The organism is Cellulomonas shaoxiangyii (assembly GCF_004798685.1).
Classification (GTDB): domain Bacteria; phylum Actinomycetota; class Actinomycetes; order Actinomycetales; family Cellulomonadaceae; genus Cellulomonas; species Cellulomonas shaoxiangyii.
Map to the genome: position 1 here is coordinate 1,407,169 of NZ_CP039291.1, position 19,728 is coordinate 1,426,896.

The 19,728-nt window shown below is 76.0% G+C and carries 17 protein-coding genes; 12 read left to right on the top strand and 5 right to left on the bottom strand.

Translation table 11 applies throughout. From position 1 onward, the window contains the following. Nucleotides 1-91: 91 nt before the first annotated feature. The 5 genes from leuS (at nucleotide 92) to holA (ending at nucleotide 8,148) form a co-directional block, all read left to right on the top strand. Nucleotides 92-3,004, top strand: coding sequence for a leucine--tRNA ligase (gene leuS, locus E5225_RS06360; protein WP_135974971.1), 2,913 nt, complete (start codon nucleotides 92-94; stop codon nucleotides 3,002-3,004). Next, on the top strand, nucleotides 3,001-3,960 hold the full coding sequence (locus tag E5225_RS06365) for a DegV family protein (protein WP_136225359.1): 960 nt from the start codon (nucleotides 3,001-3,003) through the stop codon (nucleotides 3,958-3,960). The genes leuS and E5225_RS06365 overlap by 4 nt, the downstream gene beginning before the upstream one ends. A 208-nt stretch (nucleotides 3,961-4,168) precedes the next feature. Continuing rightward, nucleotides 4,169-5,398 carry a ComEA family DNA-binding protein gene (locus tag E5225_RS17880; protein WP_244243687.1) on the top strand — a complete coding sequence of 410 codons (1,230 nt, stop codon included), beginning with the start codon at nucleotides 4,169-4,171 and terminating at the stop codon, nucleotides 5,396-5,398. Continuing rightward, nucleotides 5,395-7,020 (top strand): ComEC/Rec2 family competence protein, encoded by a 1,626-nt coding sequence (locus E5225_RS06375; RefSeq protein WP_135975370.1) that lies wholly within the window; start codon nucleotides 5,395-5,397, stop codon nucleotides 7,018-7,020. Before E5225_RS17880 ends, E5225_RS06375 begins: the two co-directional genes overlap by 4 nt. 162 nt (nucleotides 7,021-7,182) lie before the next feature. Then, nucleotides 7,183-8,148, top strand: coding sequence for a DNA polymerase III subunit delta (gene holA / locus E5225_RS06380; protein WP_135975380.1), 966 nt, complete (start codon nucleotides 7,183-7,185; stop codon nucleotides 8,146-8,148). Between the two features lie 95 nt (nucleotides 8,149-8,243). On the opposite strand, the gene E5225_RS06385 is transcribed toward holA, so the two are convergent. Continuing rightward, nucleotides 8,244-8,972, bottom strand: coding sequence for an EAL domain-containing protein (locus E5225_RS06385; protein WP_135975372.1), 729 nt, complete (start codon nucleotides 8,970-8,972; stop codon nucleotides 8,244-8,246). A 189-nt stretch (nucleotides 8,973-9,161) separates the two neighbouring features. Between E5225_RS06385 and E5225_RS18105 the strand changes: the two genes are divergently transcribed. Further along, a complete protein-coding gene (locus tag E5225_RS18105; RefSeq protein WP_279536570.1) occupies nucleotides 9,162-9,287 on the top strand; it encodes a hypothetical protein in 126 nt (41 codons plus the stop codon). Nucleotides 9,288-9,459: 172 nt separating this feature from the next. Continuing rightward, complete coding sequence (locus E5225_RS06390; protein ID WP_166436062.1) at nucleotides 9,460-10,785, top strand: helix-turn-helix domain-containing protein; 1,326 nt, start codon at nucleotides 9,460-9,462, stop codon at nucleotides 10,783-10,785. 181 nt (nucleotides 10,786-10,966) lie between these two features. On the opposite strand, the gene rpsT is transcribed toward E5225_RS06390, so the two are convergent. Continuing rightward, nucleotides 10,967-11,227: a 30S ribosomal protein S20 gene (gene rpsT / locus E5225_RS06400; RefSeq protein ID WP_135975376.1), complete on the bottom strand. Its 261-nt coding sequence runs from the start codon at nucleotides 11,225-11,227 to the stop codon at nucleotides 10,967-10,969. A gap of 144 nt (nucleotides 11,228-11,371) precedes the next feature. Then, complete coding sequence (locus tag E5225_RS06405; protein ID WP_244243688.1) at nucleotides 11,372-11,893, bottom strand: type II toxin-antitoxin system PemK/MazF family toxin; 522 nt, start codon at nucleotides 11,891-11,893, stop codon at nucleotides 11,372-11,374. Between the two features lie 177 nt (nucleotides 11,894-12,070). On the opposite strand from E5225_RS06405, the gene E5225_RS06410 reads away from it, so the two are divergent. From E5225_RS06410 to hemW, 5 genes are all read left to right on the top strand, one after another. After that, on the top strand, nucleotides 12,071-13,648 hold the full coding sequence (locus tag E5225_RS06410) for a circularly permuted type 2 ATP-grasp protein (RefSeq protein ID WP_135975290.1): 1,578 nt from the start codon (nucleotides 12,071-12,073) through the stop codon (nucleotides 13,646-13,648). Continuing rightward, entirely contained in the window at nucleotides 13,642-14,571 is a 930-nt protein-coding gene (locus E5225_RS06415; protein ID WP_135975292.1) for an alpha-E domain-containing protein, read from the top strand. The genes E5225_RS06410 and E5225_RS06415 overlap by 7 nt, the downstream gene beginning before the upstream one ends. Beyond that, nucleotides 14,568-15,407: a transglutaminase family protein gene (locus E5225_RS06420; protein WP_135975294.1), complete on the top strand. Its 840-nt coding sequence runs from the start codon at nucleotides 14,568-14,570 to the stop codon at nucleotides 15,405-15,407. Before E5225_RS06415 ends, E5225_RS06420 begins: the two co-directional genes overlap by 4 nt. Nucleotides 15,408-15,617: 210 nt before the next feature. Next, on the top strand, nucleotides 15,618-17,510 hold the full coding sequence (lepA, locus tag E5225_RS06425) for a translation elongation factor 4 (RefSeq protein ID WP_135975296.1): 1,893 nt from the start codon (nucleotides 15,618-15,620) through the stop codon (nucleotides 17,508-17,510). Nucleotides 17,511-17,520: 10 nt separating this feature from the next. Beyond that, entirely contained in the window at nucleotides 17,521-18,759 is a 1,239-nt protein-coding gene (hemW, locus tag E5225_RS06430) for a radical SAM family heme chaperone HemW (RefSeq protein ID WP_135975298.1), read from the top strand. Nucleotides 18,760-18,774: 15 nt separating this feature from the next. On the opposite strand, the gene E5225_RS17710 is transcribed toward hemW, so the two are convergent. Both E5225_RS17710 and E5225_RS17715 read right to left on the bottom strand, forming a co-directional pair. Next, complete coding sequence (locus E5225_RS17710; RefSeq protein ID WP_208012634.1) at nucleotides 18,775-19,140, bottom strand: DUF4870 domain-containing protein; 366 nt, start codon at nucleotides 19,138-19,140, stop codon at nucleotides 18,775-18,777. Next, a complete protein-coding gene (locus E5225_RS17715) occupies nucleotides 19,137-19,511 on the bottom strand; it encodes a DUF4870 domain-containing protein (RefSeq protein ID WP_208012635.1) in 375 nt (124 codons plus the stop codon). The genes E5225_RS17710 and E5225_RS17715 overlap by 4 nt, the downstream gene beginning before the upstream one ends. Nucleotides 19,512-19,728: the final 217 nt, after the last annotated feature.

Genomic DNA, 19,728 nt, shown 5'->3' on the forward strand with positions numbered 1-19,728 from the left:
ACGCCGCGGCGAGACCCCCTAGGCCGGTCACTCGTCGCGGTGTGCGTGGTGCCGGCTGACCCCCGACGATCCCGCGGTGAAGGACCCCCTCATGAGCCAGGCCCCGACGACCACCCCCGACGACGTCCCGTTCCGGTACACCGCCGCGCTCGCCGAGCAGATCGAGCTGCGCTGGCAGGACGAGTGGGAGCGCCGCGGCACGTTCTTCACGCCGAACCCGTCGGGCCGCCTCACGGACGGCGAGGGCAACCACGCCGATCCCGCGGCGCGCCCGTTCTACGTCATGGACATGTTCCCGTACCCCTCGGGTGCGGGTCTGCACGTCGGCCACCCGCTCGGCTACATCGCGACCGACGTGGTCGGCCGGTACCGGCGCATGTGCGGCGACAACGTGCTGCACGCGCTCGCGTTCGACGCCTTCGGCCTGCCGGCCGAGCAGTACGCCGTGCGGACGGGCCAGCACCCCCGGACCACCACCGAGGCGAACATCGCGATCATGCAGCGCCAGCTGCGCCGCCTGGGCCTGGCGCACGACCCGCGCCGGTCGTTCGCCACGATCGACCCCGACTACGTCCGCTGGACGCAGTGGATCTTCCTGCAGGTGTTCGGTGCCTGGTACGACGAGGACGCCGTGCGTCCCGACGGCGGCCGCGGCCGCGCGCGCCCCGTGTCCGAGCTGGTCGAGGAGCTGGAGCAGGGCGTGCGCCCCGTCCCGGCCGACGTGCCGGGCGTGCCCGCCGGGGCGACGTGGGCCGACCTCGACCCGGCCGCCCGCCGGCGCGTCGTCGACAGCCGCCGCCTCGCCTACCTCTCGGACACGCCGGTCAACTGGGCGCCCGGGCTCGGGACCGTGCTGGCGAACGAGGAGGTCACCGCGGACGGGCGGTCCGAGCGGGACAACTTCCCGGTGTTCCAGCGCAACCTGCGGCAGTGGAACATGCGCATCACCGCGTACGCCGACCGGCTGACCGACGACCTCGACCGCATCGACTGGCCCGAGAAGGTCCGCTCGATGCAGCGGCACTGGATCGGCCGGTCGACCGGCGCCCGCGTGCGCTTCGCGGTGCAGGGCGGCGACGCGGTCGAGGTCTTCACCACGCGCCCCGACACGCTGTTCGGCGCCACCTTCATGGTCGTCTCGCCCGAGCACCCGCTGCTCGACGAGGTGCCGGCGGCGTGGCCCGACGGCACGCGGGACGCATGGACCGGAGGCCACGCCTCGCCGGTCGACGCGGTCGCCGCGTACCGGGCCGAGGCCGCCGCGAAGACGGCCGTCGAGCGTCAGCAGGACGCCGGCCGCAAGACCGGCGTCTTCACCGGCCACCTGGCCGTGAACCCGGTGAACGGCGCGCTGCTGCCGGTCTTCACCGCCGACTACGTCCTCATGGGCTACGGCACGGGCGCGATCATGGCCGTGCCCGGCGGCGACGAGCGGGACTTCGCGTTCGCGCAGGCCTTCGAGCTGCCCGTCGTGCACACGATCGACGCACCCGAGGGCACGCCGGAGGGGGCACGCACCGGCGACGGGCGGGTCGTCAACTCCGCGAACGACGAGGTCGACCTCAACGGGCTGACGGTCGCAGAGGCCAAGGAGCGCATCGTCGCGTGGCTGGCCGAGCGGGGCGTGGGGGAGAAGGCGGTCACGTACCGCCTGCGCGACTGGCTGTTCAGCCGCCAGCGGTACTGGGGCGAGCCGTTCCCGATCGTGTACGACGAGCACGACACGCCCATCGCGCTGCCCGAGTCGGCGCTGCCGGTCGAGCTGCCCGACGTCCCCGACTTCTCGCCCCGCACGTACGCGCCCGACGACGCGGACTCCGAGCCCGAGCCGCCCCTGGGCCGCAACGAGGAGTGGCTGTACGTCGAGCTGGACCTCGGCGACGGGCCCAGGACGTACCGCCGGGACGCCAACACCATGCCCAACTGGGCGGGCTCCTGCTGGTACCACCTGCGCTACCTGGACCCGCGCTCCGACGACGTGATCGTCGACCCCGAGCTCGAGCAGTACTGGCTCGGCCCTGGCCACGGGCACCAGCCGGCGGGCTCGGTCGGCGGCGTCGACCTCTACGTCGGCGGGGTCGAGCACGCCGTGCTGCACCTGCTGTACGCGCGGTTCTGGCACAAGGTGCTGTACGACCTGGGGTACGTGCGCAGCGCCGAGCCGTTCCACAAGCTGTTCAACCAGGGCTACATCCAGGCTTACGCGTACACCGACGAGCGTGGCGTGTACGTGCCGGCCGCGGAGGTCGTGGAGGACGAGGCGTCGCCCACCGGCTTCAGCCACGAGGGCGAGCCCGCGCACCGCGAGTACGGCAAGATCGGCAAGTCGCTGAAGAACGCCGTCGCCCCCGACGAGATGTACGAGGCGTACGGCGCCGACACTCTGCGCGTGTACGAGATGTCCATGGGTCCGCTCGACCTGTCGCGTCCGTGGGAGACCCGCGCCGTCGTCGGCGCGCAGCGCTTCCTGCAGCGGCTGTGGCGCAACGTGGTCGACGAGCGGACGGGCGAGCTGGTCGTCTCGGACGACGCCCCGTCGACCGAGACGCTGCGCCTGCTGCACCGCACGGTCGCCGACGTCCGTGACGACATGGAGGCGATGCGCATCAACACCGCGATCGCCAAGCTCATCGTGCTGAACAACCACCTGACGACGCTCGAGCGGGCGCCGCGCGCCGCCGTCGAGGCGCTCGTGGTGATGACGGCGCCCGTCGCGCCGCACATCGCCGACGAGCTGTGGGAGCGGCTCGGCCACGACCGCTCGGTCGTGCACGCGCGCTTCCCGGAGGCCGACCCCGCGTACCTCGTCGAGGAGACGGTGACGTGCGTCCTGCAGGTGGCCGGCAAGGTGCGTGGCCGTGCCGAGGTGCCCGCGTCCGTGGGTGAGGACGAGCTGCGCGAGATCGCGCTCGCCGACGCCGGCGTGCAGCGCGCGCTCGACGGACGCGGCGTGCGGACCGTCATCGTGCGCGCGCCCAAGCTGGTGAACGTGGTGCCCGCCTGAGCGGGCACGCCGCGCCGCACCCGCCCCGGGTCGCGGTCGTCACGGACTCGACGTCGGCCCTGCCGCCCGCCCTCGCGGCGGCGGCGGGCCTGACCGTCGTGCCCCTCGACGTGACGATCGACGGGGCACGGCACGTCGAGGGCGTCGACGTCACGCCCGCCCAGCTGCTCCACGCGCTCGAGCGTGGCGCCCGCGTGACGACGTCGCAGCCGCCGCCGTCCGCGTTCGCGGCCGCCTACGAGCGCGCCGCGGCGGCCGGGGCGCGCGAGATCGTGTCGGTGCACCTGTCGGGCGAGATGTCGGGGACCGTCCGGTCCGCGCGGACCGCCGCGACGGTGAGCCCCGTCCCCGTCCGCGTCGTCGACTCCGGCACGGTCGCGCTCGGCCTGGGCTTCGCGGCGCTCGCGGCGGCCCGCTGCGCGGGCGCGGCCGTGCCCGACCCGGCCGCCGACGAGGTGCGCGCGCGCCGGCGCGCGTCCGGCGGCCTGCCGCGGCGCCGGCGCCCGCCCGCACCGGTGTGGCCGGACCTCGCGGAGGTCGCCGCGGCGGCCGCCGTCACCGCCGCGAGCACGCGCACGTGGTTCCTCGTCGAGTCGCTCGAGCACCTGCGGCGCGGCGGGCGGCTCAGCGCACCGGCCGCCGCGCTCGGGACCGTCCTGGGCCTGCGCCCGCTGCTGGCCGTGCAGGACGGCCGGGTCGTCGTCGCCGACAAGGTGCGCACCCGCCGAGCTGCACGCGAGCGCCTCGAGCACGTCGCTGCCACGGAGCTCGCCGGGCGCGGCGCGGTCCGGATCGGGGTGCACCACGCCGGTGACCCCGGCGCCGCCCACGAGCTCGCCGCCCGGCTCGCGGAGCGCGCGGACGACGCCGTCGAGGTCGTCGTCGCGGGTGCCGGTGCGGTGCTCGGCGCGCACGCCGGACCGGGCCTGCTCGCGGTCGTCGTCGCGGACGCCTGACCGCGGAGTCCCGACCGGTAGGCCTGGCCGCGGAGGCGTGACCGCGGAGGCCTGAACGACGCCTGTCCGCGCACGTCGTCGCCGCGGTCCGGTCCGCCGCCGGACGCGACCCGCGCGAGCCGACCCCAGCCCTGGCCGCCCGGGGCCCGCGCACCGCCGGGTGGCTGCTCCCGGCAGGCATGCCGAGCGCCCTGCCTAGCGTGACGCCGTGCCCTCCCGCGACAGACCCGAGCCCGCCGTGGCGCACCGCCTCGCCGCGCTGGCCGGCGGTGCCGAGCGGACGACAGACCGCCGCCGCGTCGCCGGGCCCGCCGGTGGCCGGCCGCCGTCGGTGCCCCGCGCGCGGGACCGGTCCGGTGCGTCCGTACCGCCGCCCCCGGGCGCGCGGGCCGATGTCCCGGACGCGGGGCCTCCGTCCTGGCGGTCGCACCGGTGGCGTGCCACCGGGCCGGGCTCGGCGGCCGGCCCCGCGACGGCCGAGGCACGGTGGGCGGCCTCGCCGGCCGCGCCGGCCGCGGGCTGGACCCCACGGCCGGAGGGCGTCCCCGGCGGGAGCGCCGCCGCGTGGGGCGGGGACGCGCGCGCCGGCCACGACGCCGACCCCGAACCCGACCCCGGCGCCGGCCCGCGGGTCGACGCACGGGTGCGCCGGGCGGCGACGCTCGACGCCCTCGCGGACGCCGCGGGTCGGGTCGGACCGCCGCCGGGCGAGGATCCCGGACGGCCGCCGGGCGCGGATCCCGCGCGGCCCCGGGGCAGCACCCGGTGGGCGGTCGCACCGCGCGCGGCCGCGGCCGCGGCCCTGGCGGTCACCCTGCTCGCGGGCGGCGTCGCCCTGCGTGCCTCCACGGCACCGGAGGGTGTGCCGGTCGAGCTGCCGCGCCCGCGGGCGACCGCCGCCGGGGCGGAGCGGACGGCGGCCGCGGGGGAGGCGACCCCGCCGGGCGGGACGCCGGCGGCCGGTGTGACGCCCACCCCGGCGGCGTCCGGGGCGCCCGCCGTGGTCCACGTCGTGGGGGCGGTCGCCGCACCGGGCCTGGTCACGGTGCCCGTCGACGCGCGCGTCGCCGACGCCGTCGCCGCGGCCGGCGGGAGCACCCCGGACGCCGACCTCGCCGCGGTGAACCTCGCGCGTACGGTGGTCGACGGCGAGCAGCTGCACGTTCCCCGCGTCGGGGAGGTGCCGGCGCCGTCCGCGGGCGCCCCGGGCACGGGTGACGAGGCGGCGTCGGGCGGCACGGGTGGTGCCGGCACCGTCGACCTGAACACGGCCGACCTCGCGACCCTCGACGGGCTCCCCGGCGTCGGCCCGGTCCTGGCGCAGCGCATCCTGGACCGGCGCGCACGTGCGCCGTTCACCTCCGTCGACGAGCTCGACGACGTCAGCGGCATCGGCCCCGCGGTGCTCGAGCGGCTGCGTCCGCTCGTCCGGGTGTGACGACGCCCGCGGGCCGCGTCGACCTGCGCCTGCTGCCGCCGGCGGCGACGGCGTGGGGGGCTGCGGCGCTGATCGTGCTCGTCCCTGCCGACGCCGTCGGGTCCGCCACCGCGTGGGGTCTGGCCGTCCTCTGCGCGCTCGGCCTGGCCGTCGTGCGGGTGCTGCGCGACGCCGCGAGCTACGCCCCGAGCCACGCCCCCAGCTCTGCCCCCGGCTCCGTGTCGCGCCCCGCCCGTGCTCGCGTGCCGCCGCCCGGCGTGCGCCCGGCCGCCGCGCTCGCGGTCGTCGTCGGCGTCGCGGTGCTCACCACGGGAGCCGTCCAGCGGCATGCCGCGGCACCGGCCGCGCTCGCGGACGCGGCCCGGGCCGGGGTGGTCGTCGACGTCGTTGGACGGGTCGCCGTCCCGCCGCGCGTGCTCGCCGGTGCCGCCGGTGCCCCACCCCGGCTGCTCGTGACCGTGGCGGCCGAGCAGGTGCGCCTGACGAGCAGCGGGGCGCTCCTCGCCGCCGGCGTGCACGTCGAGGTCCTCCTCCCGGTCGGTGACCCGGTCGGTGACCCGGCCGGTGACCCGGCCGGGGACGAGGCCGCCGGGACGCAGCCCGTCGACGTCGACGCGCACGTCGCCGTGCGGGGGCGTGCGGCGACGCGGCCGGCTGGGGAGCGGGCGGCCGTCGGCGTGACGGCGCGTGCTGCGCCCGAGCTGCTCGGACGGCCACGTCCCTGGTTCGCGTGGTCCGCAGCGGCCCGCCGGCACGCCCGCGCGCTGGCGGGCGCGCTGCCGGGCGACGCCGGCGCGCTGCTGCCGGGTGTGACGGTGGGCGACACGGGCGCGATCCCGGTCGACCTGCGCGACGCCATGCGGACGGCCGGCCTCGCGCACCTGACCGCGGTGTCGGGGGCGCACTTCGCCCTCCTGGGCGCGCTCGCGCTCGCGGCGACGGCGGCCGTGGATGCCCCGCGCGTCGTCCGGGCGGGCGCGGTCGGTGCGGTGGGCGTCGGGCTCGTGCTCGTGGTCGGACCGGACCCGAGCGTCGTGCGGGCGGCCGTCATGGGCGCCGTCGGCCTCGTGGCCCTGCTCGCCGGCCGCCGGCCCGTCGGTCCGGCGGCGTTGTGCACGGCCGTCGTCGTCCTGCTCGTGCACGACCCGTGGCTCGCGGTCGCGCCGGGGTTCGCGCTGTCGGTCGGGGCCACGGCGGGGCTCGTGGCGCTCGGGCCGCCGCTCGTCGAACGGTGGTCGGGGTGGTGGGGGCGGGGCGCCGCCGTCGTGCTGGCGGCCCCCGTGGCCGCGCAGCTCGGCTGCCTGCCCGTGGTGCTCGCGCTGTGGCCCAGCCTCGGCGCGTGGTCCGTGGCGGCCAACGTGCTGACGGCGCCCGTCGTCGCCCCGGCGACCGTGCTGGGGCTCGCCGCGGTCGCCGTCGCGGCGTGGTGGCCGGCCGCGGCGGGGGTGCTGGCGGCGGTGGCGGGGGCCGCGTGCTGGTGGATGGGCGCGGTGGCCCGGGTCTGTGCGGGGCTGCCCGGCGCCGCCCTGGCGTGGTTGCCGGGACCGGTCGGGGCGGTCGCCGCGGTGCTCGCGGCGACCGCGGCGGCCGTCCTGCTCCTGCGCCGGGAGCACCGCGGCTGACGGCGCCGCGCCCGGCACGGCGGGGAGCCCCGGGCGGCAGGCGCGGAGGGCGGTGTCGGCGGTGTCCGGCACACTGGGTCCGTGCCCGCCCGCTCCTCGTCCCGCTCGTCCGCGCGCTCGTCCTCCGCGGGACGCGCGTCCCGCGGCCCCGCAGTCGCCGGGGTGCCGTGGACGCAGGCGTCACCGGCTCCGGTCGTCCTCGTGTCCGGCCCGGAGGAGCTGCTCGCCGAGCGGGCGGCGGAGCGCATCGTGGCGCGCGTGCGCGAGACGGACCCCGATGTGGAGGTCGTCCGCGTCGACGCCGCGCAGTACGCGGCGGGAGAGCTGGCGGTGCTCACGAGCCCGTCCCTGTTCGCGGACGGGAAGGTCGTGCTCGTGGAGGGCGTCGAGCGCTCCGGCGACGCTCTGCTGGTCGACGCCGAGGCGTACGTGGCACGGCCGATGACCGACGTCGTCGTCGTGCTCCGGCACGCCGGCGGCATGCGGGGCAAGCGGCTGCTCGACGCGGCGCGGGCAGCGGGCGTCCCGACCGTCGCGTGCGAGTCGGTGAAGTCGGACGCCGACAAGGCGTCCTTCGTGCAGGACGAGCTCGCCCGTGCCGGTCGCCGCGCGGACGCCCGCGGGGTCCGCGCCCTCGTGGACGCGGTGGGCTCGGACCTGCGGGAGCTGGCGGCGGCGTGCGCGCAGCTCGTGGCGGACACGACGGGCCTCATCGGCGAGGAGGCGGTCCAGCGCTACCACGGCGGCCGTGTCGAGGCGACGGGTTTCCAGGTCGCCGACGCGGCCGTCGCCGGGGAGGCGGGGAGGGCCGTCGCGCTGCTGCGGCACGCGATGGCGACGGGTCTGGACCCGGTCCCGATCGTGGCGGCCCTCGCCGTGCGGCTGCGGACGCTCGCCAAGGTGGGCGCGGTGCGCGGTCGCGGTGCCGCGGCGGCGCGCGAGCTCGGGATGGCGCCGTGGCAGGTCGACCGGGCGGCGGCGGACCTGCGGCGCTGGACCCCGGAGGGTCTCGCGACGGCCATCTCGGCGGTCGCGCAGGCGGACGCGGAGGTCAAGGGCGAGGGCCGCGACCCGCGCTTCGCGGTGGAGCGGGCGGTGCTGCGGGTGGCGGCGGCGGTGGACCGCTGACCGCACCGCCCTCCCCGTTCGTGGTCACGACGGGCCGCCGTCCGGCGGGGTGACGGTACGGCAGAACGCGTGCGGCGGGACGGGCTGTCGCGCGGTCAGCGGCCGACGAGGCGGGCGCCGGCCCGGTCCAGCACGTCGGCACGCTCGATGAGGTTGCCCTGGAACAGCGCGATGCCCAGGTCGCGCGCATGGCGCAGGGTCCGGGTCGACTCGACGTACTCGGCGATGAGGACGGCACCGAAGGACCGGGCGACGCCGACGACGGGGTGTCCCTCGACGTCGAGGTCGCGCACGTCGATCTTCACGAAGTCGGCGTGGGGGAGGAGCCGGCGCTGGTCGGGGTGGTCCACGAACGACGGAACCGCTATCCGGAAGCCGCGTTCGCGCAGACGGCGGATCCCCGAGAGGACCGGGGCGTCGACCTCCGTCGTGGCGCTGACCTCGAGGACGAGCCGGTCCGGACGTGCCGGGACCTCGAGCTCGCCGACGAGGTGCGCGCGCGGGCACCGGACGAACAGGAGGCGGCCGTGCGCGACGCCCTCGAGGTCGGCCCGGCCGAACGTCGCGCGCAGCACGTGCTGGGTCGCACGCTCGTGGTCCCGCGCGCCCCAGCCGCGGGCCACGTCGGCGCGGTGCCCGGGGGCCCGGTAGGAGAACTGGTAGGCGAAGGGGCGTCCGTGGCCGGAGTAGATGCCCTGACGCGCCACGAGCACCGGCTGGTGGGCGACGTGCTCGTCCCACGCGCGGCGCAGCTCGTGCGGGATCGCCGCGTCGACGGCGGCCCCCAGCCGCGCGAGCGTCGACTCGCGCCCGTCGGGTGTCATGGCGACTATGACACCACATGTCTCACCGTGTGATCGCCCCGCGAGGGGGTGGAATCCGCCGGCGGTGCTCCGGGGCGTCGCCGAGGTTCCCGCGGACATGCCCGGTGTGTCACCCTTGCGGCGGCGTCCCCGGCCTGGAGAGGACGTCTCGAGTCCCGCCCAGGCGCCGAGCCCTGACAGGAGTACGACATGAAGTCCGTCGCCACTGCCCTCGCCGCCCTCGTCCTCGCCGGTTCGCTCGCGACCGCCGTGCCGGCCGGGACGGCCTTCTCGGTGTCCTTCAACGGCACCGGTTGCTGCAAGGACGCCGTCTGACCCGGTGACCCGCCGGTGGGGCGCGCGCGGGTCTCCGGCGTGCCCCCACCGTGCCGCCCGGCCGCGCACGTGCCGCGCGGGACGGTGCGCCGCTGCCGCCACGCCGTGCACGCCGCGACTCACCGTGGTGCTGGTCTGGCGTACACGGTCGTCATACGTAAGATGACATCTCATGACGACCATCGGTGACCGTGTGCGCGAGGCGCGCCTGGCAGCAGGGCTCTCGCAGACCGCTCTCGCCGGCAACGCCTTCTCGCCCAGCTACATCTCCCTCATCGAGGCCGGCCACCGGGAGCCGACCGACGCCGCGCTCACGGTGCTCGCCGAGCGGCTCGGCACGACGCTCGAGTTCCTCAAGCACGGCGACGACGGTCCCAACGAGGCCCGCACCCGCCTCGAGCTCGACTACGCGCGGCTCGACCTGGCCAGCGGCGACGCGCCGGGCGCGGTGCACCGCATCTCCGGGCTCGACCTGTCCGTCATCACGCCCGCGCTGCGGTCCGAGGCGCTCACGACCCTCGCCCGCGCGCACGAGATGACGGGCGACCTCGAGGCCGCGATCACGATCCTCGAGCCGCTGCTGGCCGAGACCCAGGGGCGCAACGACCAGCTGCGCGCCGCGGTGCTGACCACCGCGCTCGTCGGGTGCTACCTGGAGGCGGGCGACCTGCACCGCGCCGTCGAGGTCGGTGAGCGCACGCTCGGGGACCTCGACCGGGCGGACCTCGTCGGAACCGACGAGCACCTGCGTCTGGCGTCGACGGTCCTGTGGGCGTACGTGGAGCGCGGCGACCTGCTGTACGCGACGCACCGCGCGGCCGAGCTCGTGCGCCTCGCCGAGTCGCTCGGCACGCCGCGCGGCCGGGGGTCGGTCTACTGGAACGCGGCGCTCGTCGCGGAGCAGCGGCGCGACTACGAGCTCGCGCAGCGCTACACCGAGCGCGCCCTGGCGCTGCTCTCGGAGGGGGAGCCCGACCGGGACCTGCCGCGTCTGCGCGTGAACTACGCGTGGCTGCTGCTGCGCTCCGAGCCGGCGGACCCCAAGGCGGCGCTCGACCAGATCGACCTCGCCGAGCCCGGGCTGTCCGCGGCGGGCTCGAAGCTGGACGTCGCGCGGCTGCAGGTCGAGCGCTCGCGCGCGCACCTGCTCCTCGGCGACGTGGACGAGGCGGAGGCGGACGCGCACGCGGCGCTCACGGCGCTCGGCGAGGCCCCTCGGCTCGAGGCGGCGACGGCGCACCTCGCGCTCGGCGACGTGCTCGCGGCCCGCGGCGACCAGGACGGGGCTGCTGCGGCGTACCGCTGGGGCGCCGACATGCTCGGCATGATGGCGGCGACGCGGCACTCCGCCGGCGTGTGGCGCGAGCTGGGTGACCGCTACCTGCGGCGCGGCGAGGTCGACGAGGCCGCGCGTGCGTACGACCGCGCGCTGCGTGAGGCCGGCTTCCAGCCGTCGCTGCCGACGGGCACGCCGCACCAGACGTGGTCGCTGGGCTGAACCCGGTCGCCGGCTGACCGGCACGGGCGGTGCGACGGCTCGCGCCCGCCCGTGCGCCGCGGACGTGCCCGAGCACGAACGAGGGCGTCACCCGCAGCTGCGGGTGACGCCCTCGTTCGTCGAGCGTGCGGCGGTGCCGCCGGACCCGCGCCGGACCGTGACGGTCCGCGGGTCCCGGTCGTCAGAGACCGTTGACGGCCTTCGCCAGCGCCGACTTGCGGTTGGCTGCCTGGTTGGCGTGGATGACGCCCTTCGAGACCGCCTTGTCGAGCTTGCGCGACGCGGTGACGAGGGCCGCAGCCGCGGTGTCCTTGTCGCCGCCGGCGACGGCCTCGCGGACGCGACGCACGTACGTCTTCAGCTCCGACTTGACGGCCTTGTTGCGCAGGCGCGCCTTCTCGTTCGTCGTGATGCGCTTGATCTGGGACTTGATGTTCGCCACGTGTGGACTCTCTGGTGTGGTCGCCGAAGCGATCTGACAGGTCGTAGAGGGCGTGCGCAGCGCCGGGACTGGGGCGTGGGGGTACCCGCGGGGAACGGCCTGCGCAGGTGTCCGCCGACCCGGGCGGACACGCGGATCACGATCCTACCAGCCGTGCAGGCGGGCGGCGGCACGCGTGACCCGGTCGAAGACCTCGGGGTCGAGCGCCGCACCCTCCCGCCGCACCGCTTCCGGACCCAGGCGCAGCACGCGGTCCAGGCGCACCTCGCTGGGACGGCCCCGCGGGTCCCACCCGCCGGTGCCGACGTCCGTCCACACGCGGCCGTGCCGCGCCTCGTCGGCCGCGTCGCGGTCGTGGTCCTGGCTGCTGAGCATCAGGGCGACCAGCGTGCGGCCCTCCCGGGCCAGGACGAGCACCGGCCTGTCCTTGCCCTGCGTGGGGTCGTCCTCGTACGGGACCCACGCCCAGACGACCTCGCCCGGGTCCGGCTCGCCGTCGGCCGCCGGCGCCCACGTCGGGCGGACGGTCCGCTGCGCCCCGTCGCCGGCCCGCGCGGCACCCGGGCGCGCCGTCGCGGGGCGCCGCGGTCGGGCGGGCGCGCCGGTCGACGGGCGCACCGCGTCGACGACGGCACGCAGCAGGGAGGTCCACCGGGCAGCGCGCACGCCGGGAGCCTAGCGACGCGCACGCCGACCCGCGCAGCGCGGCCCGCGGACACGGTCCGTCGTGCGCGGCACGGGCGCCCCCGCGACCCCGACCTGCACGGACGCGCGCAGCGCCGCACGGGGGAGCGCGGTCCTCCCGTAACGCGTCGTTGACACTTCGGGGCTACATTCGCCGCCATGGCGGACCTGTTCGACGACTACCCGGCCGGGGATGCCTGGGACGAGATGATCGGGCCGGGCGGTGAGGTGCACGCGGCGTACCGCAACGTGCACGCCGCGCTGGCGCAGCTCTCCGACGGCGAGCTGCGCGCACGCGCCGACACGTTGGCCCGCTCGTACCTGACGCAGGGCGTGACGTTCGACTTCGCCGGCGAGGAGCGGCCGTTCCCGCTGGACGTCGTGCCGCGCGTGGTCGCGGGCGACGAGTGGGAGCACGTGGCGCCGGGTGTGCAGCAGCGCGTGCGCGCGCTCGAGGCGTTCCTCGCGGACGTGTACGGGCCGCAGAAGGCCGTGGCAGACGGCGTCGTGCCGAGGTCGGTCGTCGTGTCGTCGACCCACTTCCACCGCGCCGCCCGCGGCATCGAGCCGCCCAACGGCGTGCGCGTGCACGTGTCGGGGATCGACCTCGTGCGCGACTCGCTGGGCGGCTGGCGGGTCCTGGAGGACAACGTCCGGGTGCCGTCCGGCGTGAGCTACGTGCTGTCGAACCGCCGCGCGATGGCGCAGACCTTCCCGGAGCTGTTCGCCACGCTGCGCATCCGGCCGGTCGTCGACTACTCCCGCCGGCTGCTGGCCGCCCTCATCGCCGCCGCGCCGGCCGGCAACGACGACCCGACGGTGGTGGTGCTCACGCCGGGCGTCTACAACAGCGCCTACTTCGAGCACGCGCTCCTGGCGCGGACGATGGGCGTCGAGCTCGTCGAGGGCCGCGACCTGTACTGCTCGGGCGGCCGGGTGTGGATGCGCACCACGCAAGGCCGCAGGCGCGTGGACGTGATCTACCGGCGCGTCGACGACGAGTTCCTCGACCCGGTGGTGTTCCGGTCGGACTCGCTGCTCGGGTGCCCCGGGCTCATGACGTGCGCCCGGCTCGGCACGGTGACGCTGGCCAACGCCGTGGGCAACGGCGTCGCGGACGACAAGCTCCTCTACACCTACGTGCCGGACCTGATCCGCTACCACCTGGGCGAGGAGCCGATCCTGCCGAACGTCGACACGTGGCGGCTGGAGGACCCGGGTGCGCTCGAGGAGGTCCTCGACCGCCTCGACGAGCTCGTCGTGAAGCCCGTGGACGGGTCCGGCGGCAAGGGGCTCGTGGTGGGACCCCGGGCGTCGGCCGCCGAGCTCGAGACGTTGCGCGCGCGGCTGCGGCAGGACCCCCGCGGGTGGATCGCGCAGCCGGTCGTGCAGCTGTCGACCGTCCCGACGCTCGTCGAGGACGGGCTCCGCCCGCGCCACGTGGACCTGCGCCCGTTCGCCGTGAACGACGGCGACTCGGTGTACGTGCTCCCGGGCGGTCTGACGCGCGTCGCGCTGCCCGAGGGACAGCTCGTCGTGAACTCGTCGCAGGGCGGCGGGTCGAAGGACACGTGGGTGCTCGGCGGGCGCGTCCCGCGGCGCTCGCAGCAGCAGGTGCAGGGCCAGGCCCAGCGGGTGCCGCAGGAGGCGGCCGTGCCGATCGACTCCAACCCGAGCGACGCGCGCGTGCAGGTCATGCAGCAGCAGCAGCAGCGGGCCGGGGGTGCGACGTGCTGAGCCGCATCGCCGAGTCGCTGTTCTGGATCGGCCGCTACGTGGAGCGCGCCGACGACACCGCGCGCCTGCTGGACGTCCACGTGCAGAACCTGCTCGAGGACCCGTGGGCGGAGGAGGACGCCGCCTGCCGCTCGCTGCTGTCGGTCATGGACCGGCCGTCGCCGCCCCCCGACGTCGAGGTGGGGCGCGAGCACGTGCTCGACGTGCTCGCGTACGACCGGTTCTCGCCGTCCGCGATCGCCGGCTCCCTCGTCTCGGCGCGCGAGAACGCCCGCCGGGCGCGCGAGATCGTCTCCACCGAGCTGTGGGAGTGCCTCAACGCCACCTGGAACCAGCTGCCCACGCACATGCGCCCGACGCGGCCGCACGACTACTTCACGTGGGTGCGGGAGCGCGCGGCCATCGTCGCCGGGATCATGGACGGCACGACGTCGCGCGACGAGACGTGGTCCTTCATGGTGCTCGGCCGCTCGATCGAGCGGGCCGACATGACCGCCCGGCTGCTCACCACGCGGGCGCTCGCGGGTTCGGCGGGGCCGGGCTGGACGACGCTGCTGCGCTCGTGCGGCGCCCACGAGGCCTTCCTGCGCACCTACCGGGGTACCGCCCCGGACGAGCGCGCCGCCGGGTTCCTCCTGCTCGACCGCCTGTTCCCGCGCTCGATCGTCGCGGCGCTCAACCAGGCCGAGGCGTGCCTGACGGCGCTCGAGCCGGTCACCGACCGGTCGGGCATCGACGACGCCCGCCGGCACCTCGGCCACGTCCGCTCGAACCTGGAGTACCGCCCGCTCATGGAGATCCTCGACGACCTGCCGCGGGAGATGGAGCTCGTGCAGCGGGCGTGCTCGGCGGCCTCCGACGCGATCCGCGGCCGGTACTTCCCGTCCGGGGCGGAGCTGACGTGGGTGGGGGAGGCGCTGTGAGCCGGCTGCGGATCGTGCACACGTCGGCGTTCCGGTACACGGAGCCCGTGCAGGCGTCCTACAACGAGGCGCGCGTGACGCCGTTGTCGCAGCCCGGGCAGTCGGTGCTCGAGACGCGCGTCGACGTGCAGCCGCAGACGTGGTCGCACGGCTACCGGGACTACTGGGGCACCCACGTCACCGCGTTCGAGGTGCTGGCGCCGCACCGGTCGCTGCTGCTGACGGCCGAGCACGTCGTCGAGGTCGCCGGCCGGTCGGCGCCGTCCGCGGACGTCGGCTGGGACCTGCTCCGCGGGCCCGAGGTGCGCGACCGGCTCGCGGAGTTCCTGGCCGACGGCCCGACGACGGCCGCGCCCGACGACGTCGTGGCGCTCGCCCGCGCCGCCGCCGACGGCCTCGCGCCGGCGGCGGCGGCGGAGGCGGTGTGCCGGGCGGTGCGCGAGGAGCTCGACTACATCCCCGGCGTGACGTCCGTGCACACGCCCGCGGCCGAGGCGTGGGAGGCCCGCACGGGTGTCTGCCAGGACATGGCGCACCTCGTGCTGGGCGCCCTGCGGTCCGTCGGCGTGCCCGCCCGGTACGTGTCGGGCTACCTGAACCCCGACGCGACCGGGGAGGTGGGCAGCACGGTGACCGGGGAGTCGCACGCGTGGGTCGAGTGGTGGACGGGCGAGTGGTACGGCTTCGACCCGACGAACCGGGTCCCCGCGGGGGAGCAGCACGTCGTGCTCGGCCGCGGCCGGTCCTACGACGACGTGCCGCCGCTGCGCGGCATCTACGCCGGCCCGCAGACCGAGGACCTCTACGTGGAGGTGCGGATCACGCGCGAGGCGTGACCGCCGTGCGCCGAGCGCGTCCGCGCCGGCGGGGCCGGGGACGCCGGCGGGGCCGGGGACGCCGGTGGGGCCGACCGGTCGCTCGTCGTGGGAACATGGGGGCTACCGACCTGCGGCCGCCGGCCAGTGCCGTGCCGCCCCGTCGGAGCCGACCGAGACCTGCGGCGCCGGAACCCCGGCGCCCCCCACGACCCGGGAGCCTGAGAGCGCGTGTCCCCGATCCCGAGCGCCGCCGCCGCGGCACGCATCGTCCCGGCGGCCACGACGCCCGAGCTGCTGCGCAACTTCTGCATCATCGCGCACATCGACCACGGGAAGTCGACCCTCGCCGACCGCATGCTGCAGCTCACGGGCGTCGTCGAGGCGCGTGCGATGCGCGCGCAGTACCTCGACCGCATGGACATCGAGCGCGAGCGCGGCATCACGATCAAGTCGCAGGCGGTGCGCATGCCGTGGGAGCTCGACGGCACGCCGTACGCGCTCAACATGATCGACACCCCGGGGCACGTCGACTTCACGTACGAGGTGTCGCGCTCGCTCGCCGCGTGCGAGGGCGCGGTCCTCCTGGTGGACGCGGCGCAGGGCATCGAGGCGCAGACGCTCGCGAACCTGTACCTCGCGCTCGAGAACGACCTCCAGGTCATCCCCGTCCTCAACAAGATCGACCTGCCGGCGGCGCAGCCGGAGAAGTACGCGGAGGAGATCGCCCGCCTCGTGGGCGGCGACCCGGCCGACGTCATGCGCGTCTCGGGCAAGACGGGCGCGGGCGTCGAGGCGCTGCTCGACCGGATCGTGCGGACCGTGCCGGCGCCGGTCGGCGACGCGGCCGCACCCGCCCGCGCGATGATCTTCGACTCCGTCTACGACACGTACCGCGGCGTCGTGACCTACGTCCGCGTGGTCGACGGCCACCTGGACCCGCGCGAGCGCATCGCGATGATGTCGACCCGGGCGACGCACGAGCTGCTCGAGATCGGCGTCATCTCCCCGGAGCCCGTCCCCAGCAAGGGGCTCGGCGTGGGTGAGGTCGGCTACCTGATCACGGGCGTCAAGGACGTGCGCCAGTCGAAGGTCGGCGACACGGTCACGAACGCCGCCAAGCCCGCCGCGGACGCCCTGGGCGGGTACTCGGACCCCAAGCCCATGGTGTTCTCGGGGCTGTACCCGATCGACGGCTCGGACTACCCGGTCCTGCGCGACGCGCTCGACAAGCTCAAGCTCAACGACGCGGCGCTCAACTACGAGCCCGAGACGTCCGTCGCGCTCGGGTTCGGGTTCCGCGTGGGCTTCCTCGGGCTGCTGCACCTCGAGATCATCCGCGAGCGGCTCGAGCGCGAGTTCGACCTCGACCTCATCTCCACCGCGCCGAACGTCGTCTACGACGTGGTGCTGGAGGACCGGACCACGGTCCGCGTGACGAACCCCAGCGAGTTCCCGGGCGGGAAGATCCGCGAGGTCCACGAGCCGGTCGTCAAGGCCACGATCCTCGCCCCCAGCGAGTTCATCGGCGCGATCATGGAGCTCTGCCAGGGCAAGCGCGGCGACCTGCAGGGCATGGACTACCTGTCCGAGGACCGCGTCGAGATGCGGTACGTGCTGCCGCTCGCCGAGATCGTCTACGACTTCTTCGACCAGCTGAAGTCGCGCACGCGCGGGTACGCGAGCCTCGACTACGAGCCCGTCGGCGACCAGGTCGCCGACCTCGTCAAGGTCGACATCCTGCTGCAGGGCGAGCAGGTGGACGCGTTCAGCTCGATCGTGCACAAGGACAAGGCGTACGCGTACGGCGTGATGATGACGGCGAAGCTCAAGGAGCTGATCCCGCGCCAGCAGTTCGAGGTGCCGATCCAGGCGGCCGTCGGCTCGCGCATCATCGCCCGCGAGACGATCCGGGCGATCCGCAAGGACGTGCTCGCCAAGTGCTACGGCGGTGACATCACCCGCAAGCGCAAGCTGCTGGAGAAGCAGAAGGAGGGCAAGAAGCGCATGAAGACGATCGGCCGGGTCGACGTGCCGCAGGAGGCCTTCATCGCGGCGCTGACGTCGGACGGTGCCGGCTCGGCCGGCGGCGGCAGGGAAGCGAAGGACGCGAAGAAGAAGTGACGGTGCGGGCATGAGCCCGGCGCTGCCCGACGGCGACGTCCCGCCCGCGGACGGCGCGCTGCCGCCGTCGGTCGTGCCGCGGTCGGCGGGGCGCGCGTTCGGGGTCTACCTGCACGTGCCGTTCTGCGCGGTCCGCTGCGGCTACTGCGACTTCAACACCTACACCGCCACCGAGCTCGGCGGGGGTGCGAGCCTCGCGGCGTACACGGGGACGGCGCTGCGCGAGATCGCGCTGGCCGACCGGGTCCTGCGGGACGCGGGCCTGCCGCCGCGCGCGGTCTCGACCGTCTTCGTGGGCGGCGGGACCCCGACCCTCCTGCCCGTCGACGACCTCGTGCGGCTGCTCGACGGCGTGCGCGGCACGTGGGGCCTGGCCCCGGACGCCGAGGTCACCACGGAGGCGAACCCCGACTCCGTCACCCCCGACGGGCTGCACCGGCTGGCCGCGGCGGGGTTCACGCGCGTGTCCTTCGGCATGCAGTCCGCGGTGCCGCACGTGCTCGCGACGCTCGACCGCACGCACGACCCGGAGCGCGTCCCCGACGTCGTGCGGTGGGCGCGCGAGGCCGGGCTGCGCGTGTCGCTCGACCTCATCTACGGCACCCCGGGGGAGTCGCTCGCCGACTGGCGCCGCAGCGTCGAGGCGGCGCTCGCGACGGGCGTCGACCACGTGAGCGCCTACGCGCTCGTGGTCGAGGCCGGCACCCGCATGGCCGTGCAGGTGCGCCGCGGGGAGCTCACGCTGCCCGACGAGGACGACCAGGCGGCCAAGTACGAGCTCGCGGACGACCTGCTCACGGCCGCGGGGCTGCGCTGGTACGAGGTGAGCAACTGGGCGCGCACGCCGGCGGACGCCTCCCGGCACAACCTCGGCTACTGGCGCGGGGACGACTGGTGGGGCGTCGGCCCCGGTGCGCACAGCCACGTCGGCGGGGTGCGCTGGTGGAACGTCAAGCACCCGCGGGCGTACGCGGACCGGCTCGAGGCGGGCCGCAGCCCGGCCGCCGGCCGCGAGGTCGTCGACGCGGCGACCGCCGAGCTCGAGCGCGTCATGCTCGGCGTGCGGATCGCGGACGGCCTGCCGATCGGCGAGCTGGCGCCGACGTCCCGCGCGGCGGTCGCGGAGCTCGTCGCGGACGGGCTGGTGGACCCGCGGGCCGCGCTCGGGCTCGACGGCACGCGCCGGGTCGTCCTGACGCGCCGGGGGCGCCTGCTCGCGGACGCGGTCGTGCGCACGCTCGCCGCCTGACGACTGCGCCCCGCGTCAGCTGATGAGCCGGACGGACACCGGGTAGCGGTACCACTCGCCGCGCGACGCGGCGACGGCCCCGAGCACGTGCAGCACGGCGCCCACGACGAGCACGCCGAACGGCAGCAGCGTCAGCAGCCCGAACGACGCGACCATCAGCACGAACGAGACCATCGTCGCGCCGAGGACCGTGAGCTGGAAGTTCAGCGACTCCTTCGCGTGGTGCTCGACGAACGGGCCGCGGCCGCGGCAGACCAGCCACACCACGAGCGGCCCCACGAACGACACGACCAGGGGCAGCACGTGGGCGAGCACCGCCCAGGTGCGCTCCTCGTCGGGGCGCAGGGGCGGCGCGACCGGGGGCGGCGGGTACGCGCTCACCGGACGAGCTCCAGGCTGACCGGGTACCGGTAGGTGCTCCCGGCGTTGACGGCCACGGCGGCGAGCACCGACAGCACGAGGCTCGCGATGCCGATCGCCACCATGGCGATCCAGCCGACGAAGCCGATGAGGGGGATCTCCGCGAGGATGCGTGCGGCGACCATCGCGACGAGCACCGTCAGCTGGAAGTTCAGGGCCACGAGCGCCTGGTGGGCGACGGCGTGGTCCTTGCCGCGGTGCACGAGCCACACCACCAGGGCCGTCACCCAGCCGACGAAGAAGTAGGCGAGGATCCCGCCGAGGTGCGCGAGGACGGCCCACGTGGCGGAGGGCGTGGAACGGGCGGGGGTGGCGTACGGGTCGTGGGACACGCGGGCTCCTGACGGTGGGCGGGCGCCGGACCGAGCCGGTGCGGGCCGGTCGGCGTGCCGGGCCGCACCCGGGCGGGTGCACCGGGACGGGCGTTTCGTCCGCGGGCAGCGTACTGGCGCGCGTGGCACCGGCGCCCGGGCGGGGGAACCCGGGAGGGTGGCACCGGCGCCCGGGTCGGGGCGTCGGCTTGACACGTCTTCCTGCGTGTCGGTTCGC